General features: G+C 42.6%; 17 protein-coding genes and 10 pseudogenes. 6 read left to right on the plus strand and 21 right to left on the minus strand.

The annotated features are described in order from the left end of the window. Positions 1-26 precede the first annotated feature (26 nt). The 4 genes and pseudogenes from leuD to VL20_RS19805 all read right to left on the minus strand — a co-directional run bounded on the left by leuD (position 27) and on the right by VL20_RS19805 (position 3,432). Entirely contained in the window at positions 27-617 is a 591-nt protein-coding gene (gene leuD, locus VL20_RS19790; RefSeq protein ID WP_052277548.1) for a 3-isopropylmalate dehydratase small subunit, read from the minus strand. A 104-nt stretch (positions 618-721) separates the two neighbouring features. Then, a complete protein-coding gene (gene cobU, locus VL20_RS19795; protein ID WP_052277549.1) occupies positions 722-1,282 on the minus strand; it encodes a bifunctional adenosylcobinamide kinase/adenosylcobinamide-phosphate guanylyltransferase in 561 nt (186 codons plus the stop codon). Positions 1,283-1,330: 48 nt separating this feature from the next. Then, positions 1,331-1,707: pseudogene (locus VL20_RS19800) on the minus strand (phosphomannose isomerase type II C-terminal cupin domain). 459 nt (positions 1,708-2,166) lie between these two features. Next, complete coding sequence (locus VL20_RS19805; RefSeq protein WP_052277551.1) at positions 2,167-3,432, minus strand: flotillin family protein; 1,266 nt, start codon at positions 3,430-3,432, stop codon at positions 2,167-2,169. 265 nt (positions 3,433-3,697) lie between these two features. On the opposite strand from VL20_RS19805, the pseudogene VL20_RS29610 reads away from it, so the two are divergent. Then, positions 3,698-3,790, plus strand: a pseudogene (locus VL20_RS29610) (PEP-CTERM sorting domain-containing protein); the annotation flags it as partial. 56 nt (positions 3,791-3,846) lie between these two features. On the opposite strand, the gene VL20_RS19810 reads toward VL20_RS29610, so the two are convergent. From VL20_RS19810 to VL20_RS19820, 4 genes are all read right to left on the minus strand, one after another. Further along, positions 3,847-4,662: a Uma2 family endonuclease gene (locus VL20_RS19810; RefSeq protein WP_052277552.1), complete on the minus strand. Its 816-nt coding sequence runs from the start codon at positions 4,660-4,662 to the stop codon at positions 3,847-3,849. A gap of 195 nt (positions 4,663-4,857) precedes the next feature. After that, positions 4,858-5,034 (minus strand): toxin-antitoxin system TumE family protein, encoded by a 177-nt coding sequence (locus tag VL20_RS33070; protein ID WP_369800478.1) that lies wholly within the window; start codon positions 5,032-5,034, stop codon positions 4,858-4,860. A gap of 20 nt (positions 5,035-5,054) precedes the next feature. Further along, on the minus strand, positions 5,055-5,324 hold the full coding sequence (locus VL20_RS33075) for a toxin-antitoxin system TumE family protein (protein WP_249264819.1): 270 nt from the start codon (positions 5,322-5,324) through the stop codon (positions 5,055-5,057). Then, entirely contained in the window at positions 5,321-5,629 is a 309-nt protein-coding gene (locus VL20_RS19820; RefSeq protein WP_052277553.1) for a hypothetical protein, read from the minus strand. Before VL20_RS19820 ends, VL20_RS33075 begins: the two co-directional genes overlap by 4 nt. Positions 5,630-5,856: 227 nt before the next feature. On the opposite strand from VL20_RS19820, the pseudogene VL20_RS19825 reads away from it, so the two are divergent. Then, positions 5,857-6,696 (plus strand): annotated as a pseudogene (locus VL20_RS19825) (PEP-CTERM sorting domain-containing protein). A 208-nt stretch (positions 6,697-6,904) separates the two neighbouring features. On the opposite strand, the gene VL20_RS19830 reads toward VL20_RS19825, so the two are convergent. Together VL20_RS19830 and VL20_RS33855 are read right to left on the minus strand one after the other, a co-directional pair. Further along, on the minus strand, positions 6,905-7,267 hold the full coding sequence (locus VL20_RS19830; RefSeq protein ID WP_052277554.1) for a hypothetical protein: 363 nt from the start codon (positions 7,265-7,267) through the stop codon (positions 6,905-6,907). Continuing rightward, positions 7,254-7,599, minus strand: a pseudogene (locus VL20_RS33855) (type II toxin-antitoxin system RelE/ParE family toxin). Before VL20_RS33855 ends, VL20_RS19830 begins: the two are co-directional and overlap by 14 nt. A gap of 247 nt (positions 7,600-7,846) precedes the next feature. Between VL20_RS33855 and VL20_RS19840 the strand changes: the two are divergent. Further along, a complete protein-coding gene (locus VL20_RS19840; RefSeq protein WP_052277556.1) occupies positions 7,847-9,361 on the plus strand; it encodes a SagB/ThcOx family dehydrogenase in 1,515 nt (504 codons plus the stop codon). A gap of 94 nt (positions 9,362-9,455) precedes the next feature. On the opposite strand, the gene VL20_RS19845 is transcribed toward VL20_RS19840, so the two are convergent. The 6 genes and pseudogenes from VL20_RS19845 to VL20_RS29630 form a co-directional block, all read right to left on the minus strand. Beyond that, entirely contained in the window at positions 9,456-10,373 is a 918-nt protein-coding gene (locus VL20_RS19845) for a TauD/TfdA family dioxygenase (RefSeq protein ID WP_052277557.1), read from the minus strand. After that, positions 10,370-11,131 carry a class I SAM-dependent methyltransferase gene (locus VL20_RS19850; RefSeq protein WP_052277558.1) on the minus strand — a complete coding sequence of 254 codons (762 nt, stop codon included), beginning with the start codon at positions 11,129-11,131 and terminating at the stop codon, positions 10,370-10,372. Before VL20_RS19850 ends, VL20_RS19845 begins: the two co-directional genes overlap by 4 nt. A gap of 26 nt (positions 11,132-11,157) precedes the next feature. Next, complete coding sequence (locus VL20_RS19855) at positions 11,158-12,669, minus strand: cupin domain-containing protein (protein ID WP_052277559.1); 1,512 nt, start codon at positions 12,667-12,669, stop codon at positions 11,158-11,160. A gap of 199 nt (positions 12,670-12,868) precedes the next feature. Beyond that, a complete protein-coding gene (gene dndE / locus VL20_RS19860) occupies positions 12,869-13,267 on the minus strand; it encodes a DNA sulfur modification protein DndE (RefSeq protein WP_052277560.1) in 399 nt (132 codons plus the stop codon). Positions 13,268-13,860: 593 nt separating this feature from the next. Beyond that, positions 13,861-14,079 (minus strand): annotated as a pseudogene (locus tag VL20_RS29620) (IS1 family transposase); the annotation flags it as partial. 127 nt (positions 14,080-14,206) lie between these two features. Then, positions 14,207-14,711 (minus strand): annotated as a pseudogene (locus VL20_RS29630) (IS1 family transposase); the annotation flags it as partial. 89 nt (positions 14,712-14,800) lie between these two features. On the opposite strand from VL20_RS29630, the gene VL20_RS19875 reads away from it, so the two are divergent. Next, positions 14,801-15,844: an IS630 family transposase gene (locus VL20_RS19875; RefSeq protein WP_128575265.1), complete on the plus strand. Its 1,044-nt coding sequence runs from the start codon at positions 14,801-14,803 to the stop codon at positions 15,842-15,844. On the opposite strand, the gene VL20_RS34100 is transcribed toward VL20_RS19875, so the two are convergent. Then, entirely contained in the window at positions 15,831-15,920 is a 90-nt protein-coding gene (locus tag VL20_RS34100; protein WP_441293343.1) for a transposase-like zinc-binding domain-containing protein, read from the minus strand. The genes VL20_RS19875 and VL20_RS34100 overlap by 14 nt on opposite strands. A 276-nt stretch (positions 15,921-16,196) precedes the next feature. Further along, positions 16,197-16,529: pseudogene (locus VL20_RS19880) on the minus strand (glycosyltransferase); the annotation flags it as partial. 49 nt (positions 16,530-16,578) lie between these two features. On the opposite strand from VL20_RS19880, the pseudogene VL20_RS19885 reads away from it, so the two are divergent. After that, a pseudogene (locus VL20_RS19885) lies at positions 16,579-16,952 on the plus strand (helix-turn-helix domain-containing protein); the annotation flags it as partial. A 226-nt stretch (positions 16,953-17,178) separates the two neighbouring features. Further along, positions 17,179-17,964 (plus strand): annotated as a pseudogene (locus VL20_RS19890) (IS630-like element ISMae23 family transposase); the annotation flags it as partial. 52 nt (positions 17,965-18,016) lie between these two features. Here VL20_RS19890 and VL20_RS33860 read toward each other — a convergent pair. The 3 genes and pseudogenes from VL20_RS33860 to nadB form a co-directional block, all read right to left on the minus strand. Further along, positions 18,017-18,613, minus strand: a pseudogene (locus VL20_RS33860) (glycosyltransferase); the annotation flags it as partial. Further along, positions 18,610-19,704, minus strand: a complete 1,095-nt coding sequence (locus tag VL20_RS19900; protein ID WP_002761164.1) for a HEAT repeat domain-containing protein — start codon at positions 19,702-19,704, stop codon at positions 18,610-18,612. The gene VL20_RS19900 and the pseudogene VL20_RS33860, both read right to left, overlap by 4 nt. Positions 19,705-19,917: 213 nt before the next feature. Next, positions 19,918-21,585 (minus strand): L-aspartate oxidase, encoded by a 1,668-nt coding sequence (gene nadB, locus VL20_RS19905; protein ID WP_052277563.1) that lies wholly within the window; start codon positions 21,583-21,585, stop codon positions 19,918-19,920. Positions 21,586-21,866 lie beyond the last annotated feature (281 nt).

The raw sequence follows: 21,866 nt of genomic DNA on the forward strand, positions 1-21,866 counted from the left end.
ACGCACCCTCACCCTAGATTGTTTCTCTAAACGAAACTTAAATAGGGTAACTTTTGTGCGGTAGATTCAATCAGATCGAGATTTTGTAAAAGCTGTCCGCAGGTATCCCAACCCCCTTCTATTAACATCTGTCGGGAACCTTCATTCATAGAGACGGTAGCGACAAAATCCCCCCATTCTACTGTCATGGTTGTCAAGGAAAGATCGACGGGAATTTCGGGATTAGCTGCAATTAAATCCTGTAAATGGGTGATGGTTTTTGCCTCAGCAGTGACACAGGGAACCCCATTAGCGATACAATTGCCAAAAAATATTTCGGCGAAACTTTCCCCGATAATTGCTTGAATTCCCCAACGTAAAATCGCTTGCGGTGCGTGTTCCCGAGAAGAGCCACAACCAAAATTACCATTAACTACCAAAATTTTCGCCCCTTGGTACTGGGGTAGATCGAAAGGATGACTCCCCTGTAAAGCGGCTCGATCATCGGCGAACACTTGTTCTCCTAAACCTTCAAAGGTGATACAACGCAAAAAACGAGCCGGAATAATGCGATCGGTGTCAATATCGTTGCCTCGCAAGGGTAAAGCTCGTCCGGAGATGGTTTTAACTTGACTCATGATCTTTTTCTAACTTTTACTAGCAGTGACAAAAAAAGTGGTTGCATCTTGCCATACTCCCTGATCGGTGGCATTTTTCTCGATTTCTCGGCGATAATCGTTGCTCATCTTCTCTGCTGCCCAATTATCGACAAAGACTGACCCAATTGACTTAAATTAAGAGCATGGCCGCCGGTAACTAGATAAACTGCGTCTGCTATTGTGCCAATTCTACGACAGAGATCGCCTAAACGATCGCGAAACAGACGACCGAGGGGATAAGCGGGAACCACACCCCAACCGGTTTCTTCCGCTACCAGAATAACATCAACCGCCGCATTTTTGAGGGAATACAAGAATCGATCGCTGATTTCTAACCATTCAGCTGCCGACATTTCTAAACAATTGGCTACCCAAGTACCGAGAGAATCGATCAATAAACAGTGAGAAAATGGGCTATTATCAATAGTTTCGCTTAATTGTCGGGGAATTTCTTGGGTTTGCCATTGGGGGGAACGTCGCTGCCGGTGTCTTTCAATGCGATCGCACCATTCTTGATCTTTTTCATCCACCGAGGAGGTGGCGATATAAATAACGGGTTTTTGGCTGATTTTGGCTAAATATTCGGCCCATTCACTTTTTCCAGAACGGGCAGCCCCTGTAACTAGGATAATTTTTTCATCCACGATCGAGATTTTGGCAAATAACTAAAGTATATAGGGGAGAAAACTGTCCTATTCTGCATCATCCAAACGGTGAATATCATCATCTCCTAAATATTCGCCATTTTGTACCTCGATCATCACCAGAGGAATAGAACCGGGGTTTTCCACCCGATGACGGGTATTCATGGGAACGTATGTAGATTCTTTTTGTTTGAGGAGAGTTTCTTTTTCATCACAGATTACCCGCGCTGTGCCGGAGACGACAATCCAGTGTTCACTGCGATGGTAGTGCATTTGGGTACTCATGTGATGGCCGGGTTTAATGACAATGCGATTGATGCGATACCGGGGACCTTCCTCCAATACCGTCACTGTTCCCCAGGGGGAGTCCGCGTCATTTCTATGTCTTGGGGATAAGGGGAGGGATCATTAATTAAGTCATCCATGGTGGTGGTCTCCAAACTTGATTAACATTCTAGTGGACAATAATCAGTAATCAGTTATCAGTGAACAGTAATCAGTGAACAGTGAACAGTAATCAGTTATCAGTGAACAGTAATCAGTTATCAGTGAACAGTGAACAGTAATCAGTGATCAGTGAACAGTAATCAGTTATCAGTGAACAGTAATCAGTGATCAGTGAACAGTAATCAGTTAAGTAGTCATGCAAAATTAATTACCTGCCCGATCGAGCTAAAACCCTTACGGGGCAATGATCGTCATGTGTAAATAATTTTGCCTAGGTACTTATCAGTGAACAGTAATCAGTTATCAGTGAACAGTGAACAGTAATCAGTGAACAGTAATCAGTGAACAGTAAAAAGACAGCAGTAAACTGCCATTTGATGATGATCACTTAATACACACTGCTCACTTAAAACTTAAAACTCAAAACTGATAACTGATCACTGATCACTGATCACTGAACTCTTGACAGATGGCTCGGTTTGTGCTAGGCGATTAGCCATTTGTACCAGATCGACTCCAGTAGCTTGACGCAATTGTTCAGCAAAGGCAGTCATTTTGGGGACAAGATTACTATCACCACCGTCCACTACCGTCACCGTTTGTACCTGCAATTCTGGTACACTGGCGGCCATTAATTTCAGCAATAACTCCAATTTTTGGTATAAAAAGATGTTTTTAGCGTTATTTCCCGCTCCTTGCCAAGAGGCCGCTAATTTTTTGGTTCCTTCCGCTTGCGCTTTCCCCTGTTCGATAATTTTGGCTGCTTCCCCCCGGGCTTTTGCGATCGCTTGTTGACATTCCGCTGCCGCCGGGGCGATCACATCTGCTTGTAATTGCTGTTTCACCTGCTTAATTCGGGCAGTTTGTACCGCCACTTCTGCCTGTACTTTAGCTAAATCGGACATAACCACCGATTCTACCTCGGCAATCATGGCGCCGCGCTTAGTTTGAGTGTCGCGCACCCGTTTTTCTGCGTCAGCTTTGGCTATTTCTAAATCTTTTTGGATACGACGCAAAGCGGTTAGGCGTAGATTCTCGGAATCCTTGATAATCGATGTTTTTCGGGCTTTTGCTTCTGCTATCCGGGCATCTCTCTGTAATTCGGCTTTTTGCTTCCGTCCGATCGAATCCAGATAACGCACCTCATCGGAAATATTCTGGATCTGCAAACTATCCAAAACTAAACCCAATTTTTCCAGATCCTGTTCCGCTTCTTCTAGGAGACTTTTAGCGAAAGCAATCTGATCGGAGTTCGCTTGTTCTGGGGTTAAATTCGCCAAGACACCGCGCAAATTGCCCTCTAGGGTTTCTTTAGCCAATTGTTCAATTTCCTTGCGTTTCTTGCCCAATAAACGCTCGATCGCATTATGAATAATCGGTTCTTCCCCGGCAATTTTAATATTCGCCACCCCAGTGACGATCAACGGCACACCGCCCTTAGAATAGGCATTAACCACCCTGAGATCGATGATCATGTTGGTCAGGTCCATTCGATACACTTGTTCTAGCATAGGTAAACGAATACTGCTGCCCCCTTTTACCAAACGATAACCGATGGTTTTGCCCGTGGCCGTGGGACGACGACTGCCGGCAAAAATTAAGACTTCACTCGGTTGACAGATGTGGTAATAGTTACGGATGACTAATAAACCCGCACCTGTCCCTAAACCGAAAACTCCCAGTAAAACAGCGATAATTTCCATAGATTTTATTACGGTCGATGCTCGGATCAAATTAACTAAATTGTATCCGTCAATTTCCAACTTTGACAGACCAGTAGTCTAGTAGGGTGTAGGTACATCGAAAATTAAAATAAGCAATGATAGAGTAAAATCCCCTAGTTTTATCTTGACTTCAATCAAATTGCTTCTAAAATCTACACATAACTTTATTCGTAGAGCAAATTATTCGATGTATGAATAATCTCAAAAAATCTCTCGGCATTTGTTCACCGTCGCTTCTTCTGCTGTGGGTGTCCCCGAACCCACGGGTGTTCTTGGTTATATCACACTGGGCGGTTTAATGCTACTAGGGGGTGCTGTCCGCAAAGCGAGAAAATAATGTCCCAGAGAGAGGAGGCGCGGGTTTCCTCTCTCTTTTTTGGGGGGGTTTTAGCTTCAGGTTTCAGGATCTATCCCTAATTCCCGCAATCGTGCCGCTAGTTGTTCTGCTCGTTGTTTAGCCGCAGAAGCCTCTTGTTTAGCCGCAGAAGCCTCTTGTTTAGCCGCAGAAGCCTCTTGTTTAGCCGCAATTAACTCCTCATCGGCAAGGGGAATCAACTCTCCCTCCAGCGTCAACCAGCGTAACCATAGCCGCTCAATTCCCCGATAGGAACCTTGCCACAAACCTAAGCTCAATTCTAGTGGAGGAATCGGTAAGCGTCCCTCCACTAAAGTCACGGGTTGGTAATGACCATCTACCAGTTCAAACGCTTGAAGTTGGTTAGTATAGCGGCTAAAAACTACATAGTAGGGAACCTGCAAAATCTGTTCATAAACTGTCCACTTAGTTGGCGGTTCTTCTGGTTGGCGTAGTTCTTCTCCTAAATCTTGATTTTCCGTACCTGGAGACAATAATTCCACCACAATCGCAGGGGAAACCCCTTCCTGCCAAATCACATAACTTAAGCGCAGGTCATGGCCATCGTAGAGGCGAGGAACACCAACCACCCCAAACCAATCGGGACGCTTGTACCATTGGGGGTGTCTGACATTGTAGTAAAGGTTGAGGTCAGCGGCACTAAAAACTAGGTCTGGTTCCCAGTTGGGAGGCTGGAAAGTCAGCAGTAATAACTGAGGTTGTAATAGGTGAAATTCGTCAGGCAAACCGGGTTCCAGTGGATTGTCACTAGGTAAATCGTACATCGTCGGCAAGGATTGCCGGGAGGAAAGGGGAGGGTCAGATTGGGGAATGGTGAAGCTAGGTGTAGTCATTTCAGTTATCAGTTATCAGTTATCAGTTACCACTCAGACCTCTCAAACATTGTAACTGTGATTACTGTAGAAACCCAACACCCAATCGCCAAATCTGTCTGAATCGGTGATCGCTATTTTGACTCTCTCGTTACTCTTTGTTGGGTTTCCTTGCGTCAACCCAACCTACAATAAACTGCTAATTCTAACGGAAAATTACGGTTTTATATTTCGTTGTTTTTCTGCAATTTCTAAAAGCACTTCCTCAAGACTTGGCTCAAGGCTTTCTTTGATGTCATCAACCTCGTGTTTATGATGGGGGAAAGTGGCAATCTCAACATGATGGGGTGCATTAAGCTTAGACGCATTTAAGTTTCCTACTCGTATCCCTATCTACAAGGCGTTCCAGGATATTAAAGTGCAATGTAAGTGCGTCTAAGCTTATCATAACGGAAGATCATAGTTTGAGATTCGTTCATGTAATGATAGCGATATTTGATCTTTGGTTTTGTGTCAGTATTTTTTACTTCAATAAAGTCTAAGCGATGATTATTCTCAAAAATAATTGAACCATTAATATAACCTTGACTTGCGTTATAAATTTTCTTGGTCAGTGATAAATATCTCACATTTGGAAATTCTCGAATGGTTTGTTCGATTTGCAAGAAATAGGCCTCAATCATTTTAATTCTTGGAGATTAGCCTCGTTTTGAAGAAGCATTTCATATAGTCCAGACCAAACTATAAAATCCGATTCATCTCCTAAAATACCGCAAGAAAATTGCTGATAAAATTCTGCGGATGTCATTTGATATTGTTTTTCCAGAGCTGCTAAATCTAATTTTAGATTCAAATTGCTTTTTTGTAATTCGGCAATCTGATAATCAATAATGCTTTGGGCAAATTTTTCTTGATCTTTGATAGAGTTTAAAATCTTTTTAAGGCGTTTTTCCGTTTCAGGCTGAACAGATAGATGAAAATCTAACATAAACTGTCTCATTACCACAAATCAAGCGGGATTTCATTCTAGCAAGCGTCAGCCCTGGGGGAGAGGAATGTAAATATTTATTAAATTGTAGCTTTTAATACAATGTGGGGGGGGAAGTGTGTATCCTCTTGACTGTTAGGTTCGCTGGTCATTGTTTTGGGTTGCCCTATCCCTTAACCCAAATCTAAATGTCAGGCACTCAAATCATCTACCATTAACCCTTTTTGATGAAATTACAACTCGGAATTGTCTCTGGAGTTGCCCTGGCGACTCTGGTAACGGCTAGTGCAGCACAAGCTGCTTTGGTGGTCGTCCCCCCATCTCTGGCTCCCGGCGCTCAGTATCGTTTGGTGTTTTTGACTGACAGCACACGGAATGCAACAAGCACCGACATCAACGACTACAATACCTTTGTTACTAATGATGTAACACCAACATCAGCTCTCGCAATTGCTCTGAATGCTGCTGGACTGACGACCACTTGGAAGGCGATCGGTTCGACCGCGTCAGTTGATGCCCGTGATAATACGGGTACTAATCCATCTACGGGTACGGGTGTTCCCATCTACGCCATTGATGGCAACCTGATCGCCAACAATAATGCAGATCTGTGGGATGGTCAGATCAACTTACCAATCTATACAACACCTAATGATTTATCGAGCATTAGTGATGTTTGGACTGGCTCCCTATCCGATGGTTCAGGGGCAGTAAGTACCTAGGCAAAATTATTTACACATGACGATCATTGCCCCGTAAGGGTTTTAGCTCGATCGGGCAGGTAATTAATTTTGCATGACTACTTATTGCAGTCTTCCCCCTTGGGTGGGGTTTCCCCGTTCTACCCTAATAGTAATTATGGAAATAGTGGTGCTACTTATGGCAATTGGATAAATGCTGGGGATGGGGATTATTCTCAAGTGTTCCGAATGTATGGTCTCTCCAGCATCTTGACTGTACCGACCCCGCCCGCGCCCGTTTCGGTCCCCGAACCCACGAGCCTTCTTGGTTATATCACACTGGGCGGTTTAATGCTAGGAGGTGCTGTCCGCAAAGCGAGGAAATAATGCCTACAAGGGAGAGGAGACGCGGGTTTCCTCTCTCTTTTTTAGGGGTTTTTGATACCTGGCACGAAGTAGTCGTCCCTGATGACAGAGGTGGTGCGTTACGGCGAATTTTAATTTTGTTTTTTTGACCAAATTGATAGCCGCAAACACGCACCCTACGCTCTAGCAACTTGGGTTAAGTATTAAATTGCTCAATCCAACCTACAAACTACCCTGTAATCTTGATTGAACTAACAGCGTCATTTTCATGATTTATTTCTGGCATTTTTGGAGCGATCATTATCGTTAATTTCAATCCTAAAGCTTGAAGCCAGGAGGTTAGTTGATTCATGGCTTCAGGTGCAGGTTTTTGCATTAGTTCTTCCAATTGCTGCGCCTGAATTTTGATTTGTTCTGGTGTTAGATTTTGAGGGCCAAGGACTTCTAGGACGTGATTGAACGCGAGTCTGAGTAATTCTGATTCAAATTCATATTCATCTCCCTCGAGATGAGTTTCCAGATAAACTGCTGCATAATGGGAATCTTTAAGAGATTCGATCAGGGAATCATGATAACTATCACTGACTGGCATTTTCTCGGCTCCTATAGTCTTGCCAATATTTTTGGGCTATTTCAATGTCTTTAGCTTGCGTTTTTTTATCTCCTCCACACAGGAGTAAGATAATCGTTGTTCCGATTTGTCCAAAGTAAACGCGATAACCAGAACCATAGTCTATTCGTAGTTCATAAACTCCTGCTCAAAGCTGATTTATAATCCCCTAAGTTACCTAAATTAACCCGGTTTAGGCGTTGAGCAATTTTAGTTTTAGCCTTAATATCCCGCAAAGAATCGAGCCATTGGGCCAAGGGAACTTTGCCGTCACTGGTAACATAACGTCGAATTTCTCTGGGTTGAGCCGCTATGGGATAATTATAGCAGTTATACTATTTTTCTAAAGTAATGGCAGATATGGTTAATTACCCTCACCCCCAACCCCCCACCCCCCTTATCAAGGGTAGGGTTGATTCATGAATCAACCCTACCCGACATCGTAGAGCAGGGGGGTGGGAGAGGGGAGTATTTAGAAAACGGGTTTCTTTCAGAAACCCGTTTTCTAGGGGTGGGAGTATGTCAAACTAAAAAGTAAAGCTTAGACAGCCCATCTTTATCATGCCAGATCAGCCAATCTCGATCGCCCAATACTACCACGAGCGGACCAAATACGACCCCCAGACGATCGCCTCAAAAAGTAAAGGTCTTGATTGGAGTCAACAACCCTATCCCTTCAAAGAATACAAAATCGGTCAGACTTTCGATCTCAAACCCTACCTCTCCCGTCAAGCAGTTCCCCAAAAAGGAGACTTTTGGCGACGTATATCGCGAATTTTGGGCTGTAGCTATGGTTTAACTGCCAAAATCGCCACTATGGGTAGTCCCTTGTACCTGCGTTCCGCACCCTCTGCTGGTGGATTATACCCCGCCGAGGTTTATCTGATCTCCCGTGGTACGGAATTTTTACCCGCCGGTCTCTACAGTTATCAAGGTCAAAGTCACTCGCTGCTTTTATTCTGGGAAAGTGATGTCTGGACGAACCTGCAATCTGCTTGTTTCTGGAATCCTGTTTTAGAAAATACCGATATCGCTTTAGTTACCAGTGCCATTTTTTATCGATCCGCTTGGCGCTACGAAGATCGAGCTTATCGGCGTATTTTCCTAGATACAGGGCATTTATTGGGCAATATTGAGCTATCAGCCTCGATTAATGACTATCGCGCTCATTTAATCGGTGGTTTTAACGATAGTCAGATGAATGAATTGCTTTATCTTGATTCCGAGAAAGAAAGTGTCATGACGGTGATTCCTTTGGCAGATCTGCTCAATATCCGACAAAATCTCCCCCCTAGTACCACGGCACTCCCTTCGGCAACCACGACTCTTTATCCCAAAATTGCCGAGGGGGAATTATTAAACTCTCTACACCGAGCGACTATCATAGCCACAGATGAGAAGATAGAAGCAAATATTACCCCCTCTAATTGGGAAGATAAATATAATTTTCCTTTTTGTCTAAAAGTTTCCGTGACATCCCGTCCCGTCAATTGGGGGGAAGATTTAATCGATCTGGAAAGTACGATGCTTAAACGCAGATCTACCCGCGCTTATAGTGGTGCTAGTCTCAGTTTAGACGAATTGCGAGCGCTGCTGCATTTTACCTATCAACCCCAAGATTATGCCGACCAAAATCTCGATCCCAATCCCGATTATTTTGATCTAGACTTATTGGAAACTTTTATCGCTGTTTCGGCAGTAACTGGATTAGAGGAAGGCTGTTATTATTATGCTCCTAAAGCTCAAGAATTGCGGCAAATTCGCTTTAAAAATTTCCGGCAAGAGTTACATTATCTCTGTTTAGGTCAGGATTTGGGACGGGATGCGGCTGCTGTGGTTTTTCATACGGCGGATCTGTCAAAAGCAGTGGCTAAATACGGCGATCGAGTCTATCGTTATCTTCATGCAGATGCGGGTCATTTGGGACAGAGATTAAATTTAGCAGCTATTCATCTGGGGTTAGGGGTTAGTGGTATCGGTGGTTTTTTTGATGATCAAGTTAATGAAGTGTTAGGAATTCCCTCCGATGAAGCGGTTATCTATATCACTACTTTAGGCCGACCAAAAGTTTTTTAAGGTGAGTTTGAACCACTGAAGGGGTGACAAGGAGGTTGAGGTCATAGTAATCTGTACCTTGACAGATGCACTTTCTCGCTGGGACGTATTTTGTTTAAAGGTTAATCCAACTACGCACCATTTGTCGAGGTTTTCCTGAATTTTTAAAAGCGGTTCTATTGTGGCATAAAAAGCGATTATTAACGTAAAATACATCACCTTTTTTCATTTTGAAGCGGACTGTATTTTCCGGTTCTGAAAAAAAGTTGTCGATTATGTCAAGTGTTTTTGTGATAGCTTCCGGTTGCGCTATTTCTAGTTTGGAGTAAGCAACTTCAATCCAGTACCGCATATAACGAAAAACCAGACCCCGAGAATCTGTTGAGAATAAGGGGAAATTATTCTTTTGAATAGCTTCTTGAGAATTAATCTCTCCCGGTGTAATCACATCCCTCGCCAAAGGTTCGTAGAGACAGGAAACTAGGTCTGTATGGTTTTGCCAGAAATATTGATACAAATTGGCGGCGTTTACTACTAGGGAATCTCCTCCCTCATCCGCAGCAGCAAGACAGAGTAAGCCAACAATATCAGGGAAGTAGTTTTTGTCTGTACTATCGGTATGATAGCCAGTTTCTGCATTCGTCATCGAAACGGGTATAGCTTCTTTAGTGTAATCCATTCCTCGATCGATTACATCAAAAAAATAGCCATAGCGGTGGTTTAGCAGTCCAAAAATGCGAGAAATAAAAGCATAAATTAACCGCATTTCTGTTTCTGTTAATGCTGAATCTAATCGAAAAATAATTATTCCTGGTTCCTGGAGCAATTTCTCACGAAACGGTAGGAAAAAATCAAGATTTTTATTGACTGTTTCCCGTCCTATTTCGTTGGGTTTGTCAAGCCATCTCTGATTGCTTCTTTTTAGTAAATCCAAGACTAATGATTTGGGTAAATGAAAAAATAGTTGAGAAGGATCGGGCAATTTTTTCCAAATCAGTAATGAAATATTAGGATCGGAAATTGGTATAATCATTTTTGAATCTTGAAGGCAACGTGAAGGGGAAGGTCAATAAGCGGAGTAAAAAATTCTGGGTCTAGTTCTAAATGTTTCTGATTAATTTTTAGTTCATAAACTTCTGGCATTTTTGTGAAGGCTGCTAAACGAAGAGATGTGAAGTAATCTTCCATAGTTTTATGAACACATTGCACGGCGACGGCTTTTCTATCTCTGCGCCAAATCTCACCGGGGAATAATTGATTGCGTCCGGAAAAATAGCCAGCTTTCGGTTTAAAATAAAAGGGAAACTTATCTTTTTTCAGAAAAGGTAAAGAGGGATGGGGGACGGCGAACAGGAAATAGCCACCGAATTTCAAAAGTTGGTAGGCTTTCTGCAGCGTGCTAATAGTTTCTGAAACATTTAAGTAGTTGAACAGAAACATAGCCAGAACTAAATCGTATTGTTCGGACTCAGTGACCGCAAAATCACGAATATCACCAGCTTCATAGGAAGCATTAGTAATCTGATGCTCGTTTTTTTGAATCAAGGCCTGCTCGATCATTTGCGATGAAATATCAATCCCATGAACAGATTGAGCGCCTCGGTTAATTAACTCTCTTCCTACATAACCTTCCCCACAGCCTAGATCTAATATATTCTTGTTGACAATCGGTTCACATAAATCAATGACAAAGGGACGTGCGGAGTAATCAGAAAGCAAAATCGGTTCTACTCGTTTCCAGTCTCCTGCGCTTTCGTCGTAAAGTTTTTTGGTTTCTTGTGTTGCTTTCATACCTATCTAACGGGATAAAATTTGCACTAATTTTGTTTTAGTCTAGCACTGTGTAAGTAATTACCCATAAAACTTTTGCCAGTTAATCCGAAATCAGCTATCGCCAGAAAAATTAGCTCTTCTTCTCCTAAGTTCACAGATTGATGCACACACCAACGGGGAATAACAGCAAAAGTACCCGGTTCGACTTCGTTTTCGTATTGATCAACAATAACTTTTCCTTGACCCTGAAGAAATACAAATACGGTTTCATGTGCGTGTTTGTGCATTTCATTCGCCTTTCCTGGCTTGACTATAACTGGGCGTGCATCTAAAACTTCTAGAGCAAATGGCAGGCGAAATACGTTAAAATCAATATTGAGTTTATCGACCTTATTGTTGTATAAAGCTTCTAAGTTGCTGGCGCTGATTGTTGAAATAAGCTCTTTACCTTCTTGGACATAAGTTAAGCTTTTTTGTTCATTAATTTTTTCGGTCAATGCTCCCAGTCGCAGCGTTTGAAAATCATGGTAAAGTTGTGATGCAAGCCTTAATATTGTTGGAGAGCATTGGCATTCACCAGATGGATTTTCAAGCCAATTTAACAAGTTCAGAACTTCTTCCTTGTGCTTTTCCGTTTGCATCCCGTATAGCAAAAGTGAACTCAATCCGGGTAGTAGTTTTTCCACTGGAACAGTAGATAAGTCTTCCGTCAATCCAATACGCACATCATTGATTTGATGCAATAAAAGTTCCTGTTCCTGATTAGACAGCTTTTTGCCTTTAATCATTTTAGTGAAAAGCGTAACAATCTTGAGTTGGTCTGATGATGTCAAAGATTTATCTAGCGCCAACGCACGTTCATACATATTGTCCCAGTAAGCAGCACGTAGATTTAAGGCTTTTAACATTCCTTTCCGTAATTCCAGAACAGCCTGTTCGCTTTCGCTGGCTAATTCCTTAGCAATCTCAACTAAAGTCAAGCTGTGTTCATCCTCCACTTCTGTATGTAAAGGAAAAAATACATATTGCTCCAAGGATAATGATGTATGGTTTTTAATCGCTTCGATAATGTGTTTGTAGATAAATTTAACCACAGATTCAGTCCCTAAACCTATGGCTCCAATAGCTTCGAGTGAACTTCCATTCTGGAGCAGCGATAGGAATGATTCACGCCAGATTTCCACTTCAACACAAGGCGTTTGCGTGCTATCTACTCCCATCGCTTCTTGAAAACGCTTGAATAACTGTGGGTGAGGAATTTCCTGTACCCACTCGTCCTTAATACCTAATTTACGGATTGCTTCGAGATCTTCATCGTGTAGATGTCCGTTTTCTTCAGCTAAGTTCTTCAGCAGGTGATTTCGATGAGTGGGATTTTCTAGCTTTGATATTACTGCTGTTAAATAACGGGAAAACCAGTCACTATAAGCTCCGTATTGACTGGCAAAGTCTGTCAGAACTTCATCAATATGTTGAAATTCTCCTTTTTCTAAAGCCAGTAAATACGGATGATTAATCGCTCGATGGCTTAGTGCTTCCTCGATTAAATTTTCCATTTTTTCTCATCCCCCGATAGCCGCCCTCTTTTAAATATAGCGCTTTTCACGTTACTGAGGTATCGACAAGTTTTGCCAACAAGGGGCTTAAGCCCCTTGCCCATGCCTCATCCTGAGGAAAACTGCTATACCATCACAAAATTGGCCAATTGTCAATAGCGTTTGAGATGCGCTCCCCCTGAAAACAGATCATTCTTGATTAAGATTCTCTGAGACTTTCTCTCTCTAATTCGATTAAATTATCGATTTTCTTTAGCTTGGCATCCCCGGCAAGATAACCGATCCCGCGATGTAAATGTAAGCGAAATTGTTGAGTTAGAGTTTCTTTATCGGTTCCTAATCCGTCTTGATGACAACGTTGTTTGAGGGCAATTAAGAAAATATCGGCCATTTCTCCCCCGAATACTTTCCAAGATAATTCTACATTGCTATCGGCAGGAATGGGAACGGGAGAGGGGAGACTCGGTTCAGCAAGGGAACGACAAAAAGCCCAACGACAGAGGATATTCCATTGGTCAATTTTGGTGTAGCGTTTTAATTTTATTAGGCTATCTTTGGCGGTTTGAGATAGTCGAAAACGTTCGATCGGTGATTCCATAATCTATAATTTTACCTCGCTCTGACCGATGAGAAAATAGTTAGTCATTCTCAATCCTGTTTAATAGGATAGTGGAAAGTGGGGAGCTTTTTTTCAGTGTTCAGTAAACAGTAATCAGTGAACTGATAACTCGCATCTGATAAATGATAACTGATGAGTCCATCTCACATTTGCAGAAATACCGGCAATCGGCAATTATCAGTGACTCTTAAATTATTACAGATATATCAGCGGCTGTCTGTAAGCATCCCACCGAAAAACTAATGCGCTCCGGGGTTTGGGGGCGGCGCCACGACCCCAACGGTAGGTTTGGGGGGTAGAACCCCCAAAGGCTTGGATTGAGCGATAAAATCGGAAGTGATGACCAATTTTAGAAGATAGTTTCCCTTTAAAAATACCAACTCAGTAGATTTACAAAAATGAGATGCACCCAATTTTACCCCCGATCACTCCCATATCTGGTACTTTTTGATTGACAAAAGGTCTAAAAGTCTTACCCAACAAGGTTTTTAGATTTATTCAGCAAACCCTATCTGTTTTGACTTTGTGTTCTTTGTGTCTCTGTGGTTGGCGTTGTCAGATGTAAAGATGAATCAAGCAAAAGTGTAGGGAACTGGAACATCCTTAAACTTAAGGTAATGAATTAGAAGCGGTAGGGAATTTTCTAACATTTTGACACATTTTGAATAGCAGAGAGTCTGACGATGAAGACGGGCTAAGTAATGACGTAATCTTGTATTTTCTCCCTCTACCCTTGTCCTATAAGTTTTGCTAACAATCTGATCCCCATCAGGGATAAATATTGGATACACTGGATGGTTCTTCGGTTTGTGTTATGCAATGGACGGGAGTTATAAGGGATGAAACCCTTATATAGAAAGACATTGCTTCGATTTTTGCCAATTGTTTTCAATCTAGAACGAGCTAATCAATTAAGTCTCTTGCCAGATAAGGATTTAGCCTATTTATGCCCCCTGAGCGAACCATACCAAGTAACGAAGAACCCACTGGATTTCCATCACTTACCCAAAAATAACATTGCCAAAATGAGATAGCTTGCCATAAACGTTGAAATGTCTCTGCACTATGTTGCCGAAGGCACTCGCCTTGCGAGACCACCAATTACCCATCCAAGAATTCCATCTCGAAAGTGGTCAACAGCCGTCCAGAGCCAGATTTTGTTCTTTTTTTTACCAACAAAGGTCTCTAATTCATCTAGTTCTCCCACTTCTGGAATCGTTTCTGGATTATAGGAATCAGGCAGCAGTTTTCCCACTTGTTTGACCCAATCTATAATGGTTGTTCGTGAGACTCCCGTCACTCTCTCAATGCCTCGAAATCCCATGCCATTTACCTACATTTTCAGACAGGTGCGCTTAACATCATCGCTATAGCCCTTGGTTTCATAGCTATCGATGAACTGGCGACCACAGTTTACACATATACTTTGCACGGCTACAACTTGCATTTTTTACTCAAGGACAATAATATAGTTTAAGAGTCATAATTAGAAGCAAAGCACTCATTAAAAACATGATTAACCTAGAATTCACGGAAGAAGAAAAGAACTCACTGTATTATGAAAGATTTCATCATCCCCATCCCCGGGTTCAACTGAAGATGGAAGTTCTCTGGTTAAAAAGCCAAAAGATACCGCACCAAAAAATTTGTCAGTTAGCAGGAATCTCGCCAAATACCTTATTAACCTATCTTCGAGATGAGCAAGAAGGCGGAATAGAAAAATTAAAAGAAATCAACTTCTATCGCCCTAAAAGTCAATTAGAGTTTCAAAAAGAAACCCTCAAAAAATACTTCGAGAAAAATCCACCAGCCACAATAAATGAAGCTGTATATAGGATAGAAGAATTGACGGGAATAAAACGAAGTCCTACCCAAGTGAGAAAATTTTTAAAATCAATGGGAATGAAATGTTTAAAAGTAGGTTCTCTTCCTTCTAAAGCTGACCCAGATGAACAAGAGGACTACAAAGAAAAAAAGCTAGAACCCAGACTAAATGAGGCAAAAGAAGGAAAAAGGGCTGTTTTTTTTGTTGATGCCGCTCACTTCGTCATGGGAGCATTTCTCGGTTTTGTTTGGTGTTTTGAGAGACTTTTTGTTAAGTCACCGAGCGGGCGTAAACGCTTCAATGTTTTAGGAGCATTAAATGCAATAACTCATGAAGTTATTCTGGTTACGAATGACACTTATATTACGGCAACTCAAGTCTGTGAACTCCGGTCAAAAATAGCTGCTTTAGGACTAATGATTCCCATCACTCTAGTCTTAGATAATGCCCGCTATCAAAAATGTAAAATTGTTGAAGAATTGGCTCTTTCTTTGTCAATAGAGCTGCTCTATCTGCCGTCTTATTCACCTAATCTAAATTTAATTGAAAGGCTGTGGAAATTGGTCAAAAAGAAATGTTTATATGGTAAATATTATGAGAACTTTTCTGACTTTTCTTCAGCTATTTATGAATGTCTGAATGATGCCCATCTGAAACATAAAAAAGAACTGGATTCCTTGCTGACTCTACGATTTCAGAAGTTTAATAAATCTCAGATTATGAACGTCTAAAGTATATATAGTTTTGTTTTTGACCACGATGACCATTTTTATTGATGTGGTCACTTTTACATTCTGGACATTTCATCGTTTTTTTTCCTTCATTGAGTTTCTATCTATTTTGCCTTCTCATCTCTTTATCTGACAACGCCCCCACTGATAACTGATAACTGATAACGGCTCTTCGGTTTGTGTTATGCAATGGACGGGGGTTATAAGGGATGGAACCCTTATAGAGAAAGGCATTTAGCGATTTTTGTCAATTGTTTTTATCTAGAGCGAACTAATCAATTAAGTCTCTTGCCAGATAAGGATTTAGTCGATTTATGCCCCCCTATCGAACCATAACAAGTAACGAAGAGCCTAAATTTTTAATTCCTGTAACTAATCCCTCGATACTATCGGGTTCAACTAAAAAACCAGTTTTTCCATCTTCGATAATTTCTACCGGACCACCGCGACGATAGGCAACTACGGGAACACCACAGGCTAAAGCTTCAATAGCCCCGTTACCAAAAGCCTCAACCCAGCGCGGGGTCATCAACAGGCCAAAACAGTCGCCTAACTCTTTTTGAAGGCTCTCGGTGGGCAAAAAACCGCGATAATCGACTAAATCGAAATTATAGTTATCCTGTAAATTTTGCCAGTAGAGAAGATCGGAAATATGACCGAAAACCCGTAAAGGTAAGCTAAAACGCACTTAAACCACCTAAAATAGAAATAGTAATTTTAGAAAAATCCTACTTATGCCAGCTAAAGATTTCCTAGATTTAGAAGAAAAGAAAAACTTACAAAAAGCTCTTAAAGAAGAAGAAAGAGCAGAAGTTAGGGAAAGAATTTTAATGTTTCTCTTGCTGAACGACGGAAAAACTCAACGAGAAATAGCTGAGTTTATTGGTTGTTCACTCAAAACAGTCGCCCCTTGGTGTGTTCATGGCGATCCTAACAATTTAGAAAGTCTAGAAGATGGGAGAAAAAATGGAAATCATAAAAAAGCCACAGAGGAATATATTAATTTACTATTGAAAATAGTTGATGAAGACCCGAAGGAATTGGGATATGAATTCGGGAGATGGACAGCGGCAAGATTAGCCATCTAGAAAAGGAAACAGTAATTAGGGTCTGCTGAAAAAGTTTTTCCTGGGGGTAGGAGTCAGTAGCCGGTCGTCAGGAGTCGGTCGTTTCAGGCTTTGTTGCCCTTGTTTTTTGTACCAAGCGATGTACCACAAGAAGGATAATGCAAGGTTTTTGAAAGTCCCAATCCTATTTTCGCAGCATGAACATCGGACTTTAACAGGTCAAAAGCCTTATTTTAAAAGGGTTTTACCATTATTCAGCAAGCCCTAATTAAGCTGAGTGGCTCGCAAGTGAGAAGAATATTGAGAAGAAAAAAGTATGTGTATATCTGGGCGAAATATAGTCTAGAAGATAAGCAAGATAAGAAATTAAGAAAAGCATTTAAAGAAAAATTAGATGAATATTTAAAGTTGGCTAAAGAGAAGCCAGAGTCAATCCAGGCATGGTTTTGGGACGGGGCTTTCAAGGTGGCGACGCAGGTTCGCCACACAACCCCTCATGAATGTGGATTTAGTTTGAGAGTAATAAGAAGGAGAGCTTGGACAAAAAAAGGAAAGCGAAAAAAAGTGAACGGGCAAAGAAAAAGAGGAAGGGTGAATGTGATGGGAGCCTTAAGATATAATGACAAAAAACGAGTCTGTTTTATGATCAAAAAAGGAAATTCAGAAACTTTCCATGAACAATTAAAGAAACTTCATGAAGAAATTCGTCAAGAATGGATAAACTTGGGAAATCTGCCCGAAGATTTTCCAGAAAAAGGACCGAAGATGATCATTATATTAGACAATGCTAGTTATCACAAAAAGAAAGATGTTATTGAGCAAGTGGAAAAAGAGTTGCCCAATATTAGGCTAGAGTTTTTACCAGCTTATAGTCCAGATTACAACCTAATAGAATTAGTGTGGCATTCCGCTAAAGAATACATAGCTAATCGAGAATTTGAAAATAAAGAAGAACTGGAAAAAGTAGTCAATCAGCTTTTAAATGAAGGGGGATTGATTATTAAATGGAGTAGAAAACTGAAAAATAAGGGTAATGCTGTCAATGTAACTTAAATGCGTAAAAGCTTACGCCCAACTGTTGACAAGCGGCGATCGCATCTTCTCAAGCTTTTTCCGGGGCAATCCGTCCCACCCAGGCTAGACAGGGGGAAGGAGCGGACCGAAACTAATACAAAGATACGTCTAAACCATTAGCCAAACAGCGATAGGGGGGAGATATTGAGAAAGTTTCTGCTTGGGCGACGGTGTGAAAAGCGAGTAAATGGGGAAAACTGCGGTAGGTTTTTTGAATAATATGATCCATCGCCAAAGAAACGGAAGCCATGCTGACTAAATGGGCGACGGGAGTGGCAAAAAAAGGAGTGAGATAAAAAGGCAGCCAATCCTAGGCAAAATTAACAATTAAATCGTACTGATGTTGTACTTGTTGAGCGTAGTGCCACATATTGGCCAAAACGGCATTTTCGGGCATGAAAATCGGGGCTTGCCGGCCTTGACTTTGGGCGGAAATCTGGGCATTTCCTGCTATAGTGATTAAGGGAATATCATGCAATTGCGAGGCTTCTGGAGCCACTACCCGCACCGCATACCCTTGCTTATTCAGAGTGCGAGCGAGATTATAAAGAGTTAATTCTAGGCCACCGCCGTCCCCCGATCCCAAAAATCCCACGGGGGTGGAGAGAAATAACAGTTTTCCACTCAATTTTGCACCTCAGTGGATGTGGTTTCAGTGAAGGAAGTATCCTGTACGTCATCATCTTCCGGTTCACCAGTGGTTTCCAGGGGAGCAATATCTAAGCGGGGCGGTAATTGCAGATTTAACTGTCTGATTGCCCAGCGTGCTGTTTCTTGCACTTCCTCATCGGAATCATCGAGGGCATGACAAATTAATTGACTGATCTGAGACATGATATCGTAGAGTCTGGTTAAATCCCGGATAGCATTTTTCCGCACTTGGGGATTTTTATCCTGGAGAGAGATAGCCAAAGCTTGGTTCATCGGTCGCAGGGAGCGGGTACAGATTTGAGCGAGAGCTTCTAGGGTTAAACTGCGTTCGTAGGAATCCCCATCCACCATACTATCGACTAAAGGCTGCATTGCCCTAGAATCGGACATCTGTGCCAGCTTCCAAACCGCCCGTCTACGGGTACGGGGATCGTTATCACGAAGACTTTCAATTAAACGCAGGATTAAATCTACGTTCGGGATGCGGGAGGTAGCTTGTACGGGCAAAGAAGGCTCGAAATCCTCGTCACCACTGCCATTAATGTCACTGCCCGTTTTGGGGTCCGCGTCGAAGGAATTGCCATTGCCCCTAGAAAAGTTGTTGAGTGGGTTTTTAGGATTGACGTAAGTTGTCTTTTTGCGCCGTTTTGAGGCTTTGCCCTTGGGACGATATTGGAAGAAAAGCGATAGTAAAACTCCCAATAAAGCGATGGATAACAAGGCCGAGCCAGCAATTAACGGTATTGGTGAAGTCTCGTTTTTGGCGGCGGCGTTGGCGGCCGTGGCGGTTTGACCTAGATACTTCTGGATATTAGCGATCGCATTTTGAGCAAATGTATCGTTCGGACGTTGTGCCAGAGCTTGTTGAAATTTTCCTAGGGCGAGTTGGTAATTTCTTTGGGCTGTAGCTTCGTAACCAGCTTTCATCAACTGATCGTAAGTGGCGACAGTCTGGGGTTGCTCTAACCTAGGGGGAGTTTGAGCGTTAGCCTTGGGTAAAGCCTGAAAATGATGACCCCAACTGCTCACACCGATAGCTAACAAAAATAGGAAATTGGGTTTGATCATAGAATTAATGCAACTGTTTAGGGGGGGGAGGGTAAAAGTATGATAGCCTAAAAGCCGTAAATGAAAAGCACTTAACTCCAGAGATAGGTCATGGACTACGGTGGTGATTGGGAAAGGCCTCCGGTGAGCGTGGGGCGAATAGTACGGCTCCTAGTAGCGAGGATAGAGTCCACTGTTTAGAGCTTAGGGATTATCTGTGAAAAACTGGCTTAATTAAGCTTGCACAGGCGTTTTACGCCACGTTCGACCTTGAATAGTCGTGTGGAATTGCCAATTAGCTACGGTTTCTGGATAATCGCCCCGATAGTGACCGCCTCGGCTTTCTGCTCGCAATAAGGCACTTTCCAGAATTAAGTCAGCGATAGCTAGAAGATTTAATGTCTCGATCGCTATTCTTATTTCTAACTGCACCGAGGGACACAAAAATAATTGTCCTTTGTCGGGGAGAAGATTCTGGAGAAATTGGCCCATCTTTAAGGATTCTAACTGTTGTTTCCACTGTTGCACCCGTAGGATAGCAGTTTCTAACTCATTTTGAAATCGGCAAATTCCCGCATTTTCCCACATTAAAATCGGTAATTCTCTGCGTACTTTTTGCCAGTATTCCTGTTCTTCTTGCCAATTTTCTGCGATTTCTAAGGGTTTTTCTGGTCTTTCCCCACGAAAGTTTTCTGGCTCTAGACCTATTTCAACTAAATTTGCCGCAAAGACAATACATTCCAAGAGAGAATTACTAGCTAAACGATTAGCCCCGTGAACACCTGTACTAGCGGCTTCGCCGATCGCATACAAACCGGTTAGAGACGTGCGGGCGTTTAAATCTGTGGCCACTCCTCCCATCCAATAGTGAGCGGCGGGGGCGACGGGAATCAGCTCCTCAAGCACATTAATGCCCCATTTTTGACAGATGCGGATAATATTGGGAAAACGATAACGCAGACGCTCCGGTTCGATTGGTCTTAAATCTAGATATACTTTGGCATGGGCGGGATCGTCGGAGGTTTTCTGCAAATGGCTAAAAATTGCCCGACTCACCACATCCCGGGGAGCCAATTCTCCGGCCGGATGATAATCGAAGGCAAAACGCCGCCCCTGGGCATCAATTAAATGCGCTCCTTCGCCGCGCACCGCCTCACTAATTAAAAACCGCGGCGCCCCCGGCACAGTCAAAGCGGTGGGGTGAAACTGAAAAAATTCCGGGTCGCGAATCACTGCCCCAGCACGCCAAGCGAGGGCGACTCCATCCCCCGTGCTAACGGCGGGATTGGTAGTTTGGGCATAGACTTGACCGCCGCCTCCCGTAGCCAGAATGACTGCTTGCGCTCGTAGCCAACAGAGATGATCTTGATGGAGTAAACAAATACCTTGACAGCGTTGCCCTTCCGAATCAAGCCACAGTTTCAGCGCAATCGCTTGGGGAATAATGGTAATATTGGGGCGTTCGACCACTTTTTCCATCAGGGTACTGATGATCGCTCTCCCCGTGCGATCGGCCGCGTGCAGTACCCTGGCCTGGGAGTGGGCAGCCTCAAGAGTGCGGGCTAAGTCGTCTCCGGAGCGATCAAAACTAACCCCTAACCGCAGCAAATCAGCGATCGCTTGGGGGGCCTTCTCGACTAAAAACTGCACAGCAGAGCGCTCGCATAAGCCCGCTCCAGCTTTCAGGGTATCTTCCAAATGGAAAACGGGGGAATCTGCCGGGGACGTGGCTGCCGCAATTCCTCCCTGCGCCCAATCACTAGCCCCAGTTTTTAAATCTTCTTTGGTAATTAAACCCACCTTTAAGTTAGGGGGTAAACACAGCGCGGCATACAATCCCGCCGCTCCCGATCCCACCACTAAAACATCTTGATAACTCGGCAGTTGCGAGGAAACGACCATGTAGGAGTTAATTGATAAATTCTATTTATTCTAGCACTTCATTTCTCTATAGCTCTGGCAAAAATCGCCAGTTTTTACCTTGGGTCAGTATATGGTCGCCAGTCGTCAACTTTTGACTGAAAACTCCAATCTGATCCCTAGACCTCTTATAAAAATCAAAAATTGTTGTTAGATTTAGGAGTCAGTATTCTCCGAGTCAGTAGAATTAAAAATGAATAATAATCAATTAAATAATCTATTTACCTATTTTATGCAATTTAATCCCTATTTTTGCCGTTTTT

This window comes from Microcystis panniformis FACHB-1757, assembly GCF_001264245.1.
Lineage (GTDB): Bacteria > Cyanobacteriota > Cyanobacteriia > Cyanobacteriales > Microcystaceae > Microcystis > Microcystis panniformis.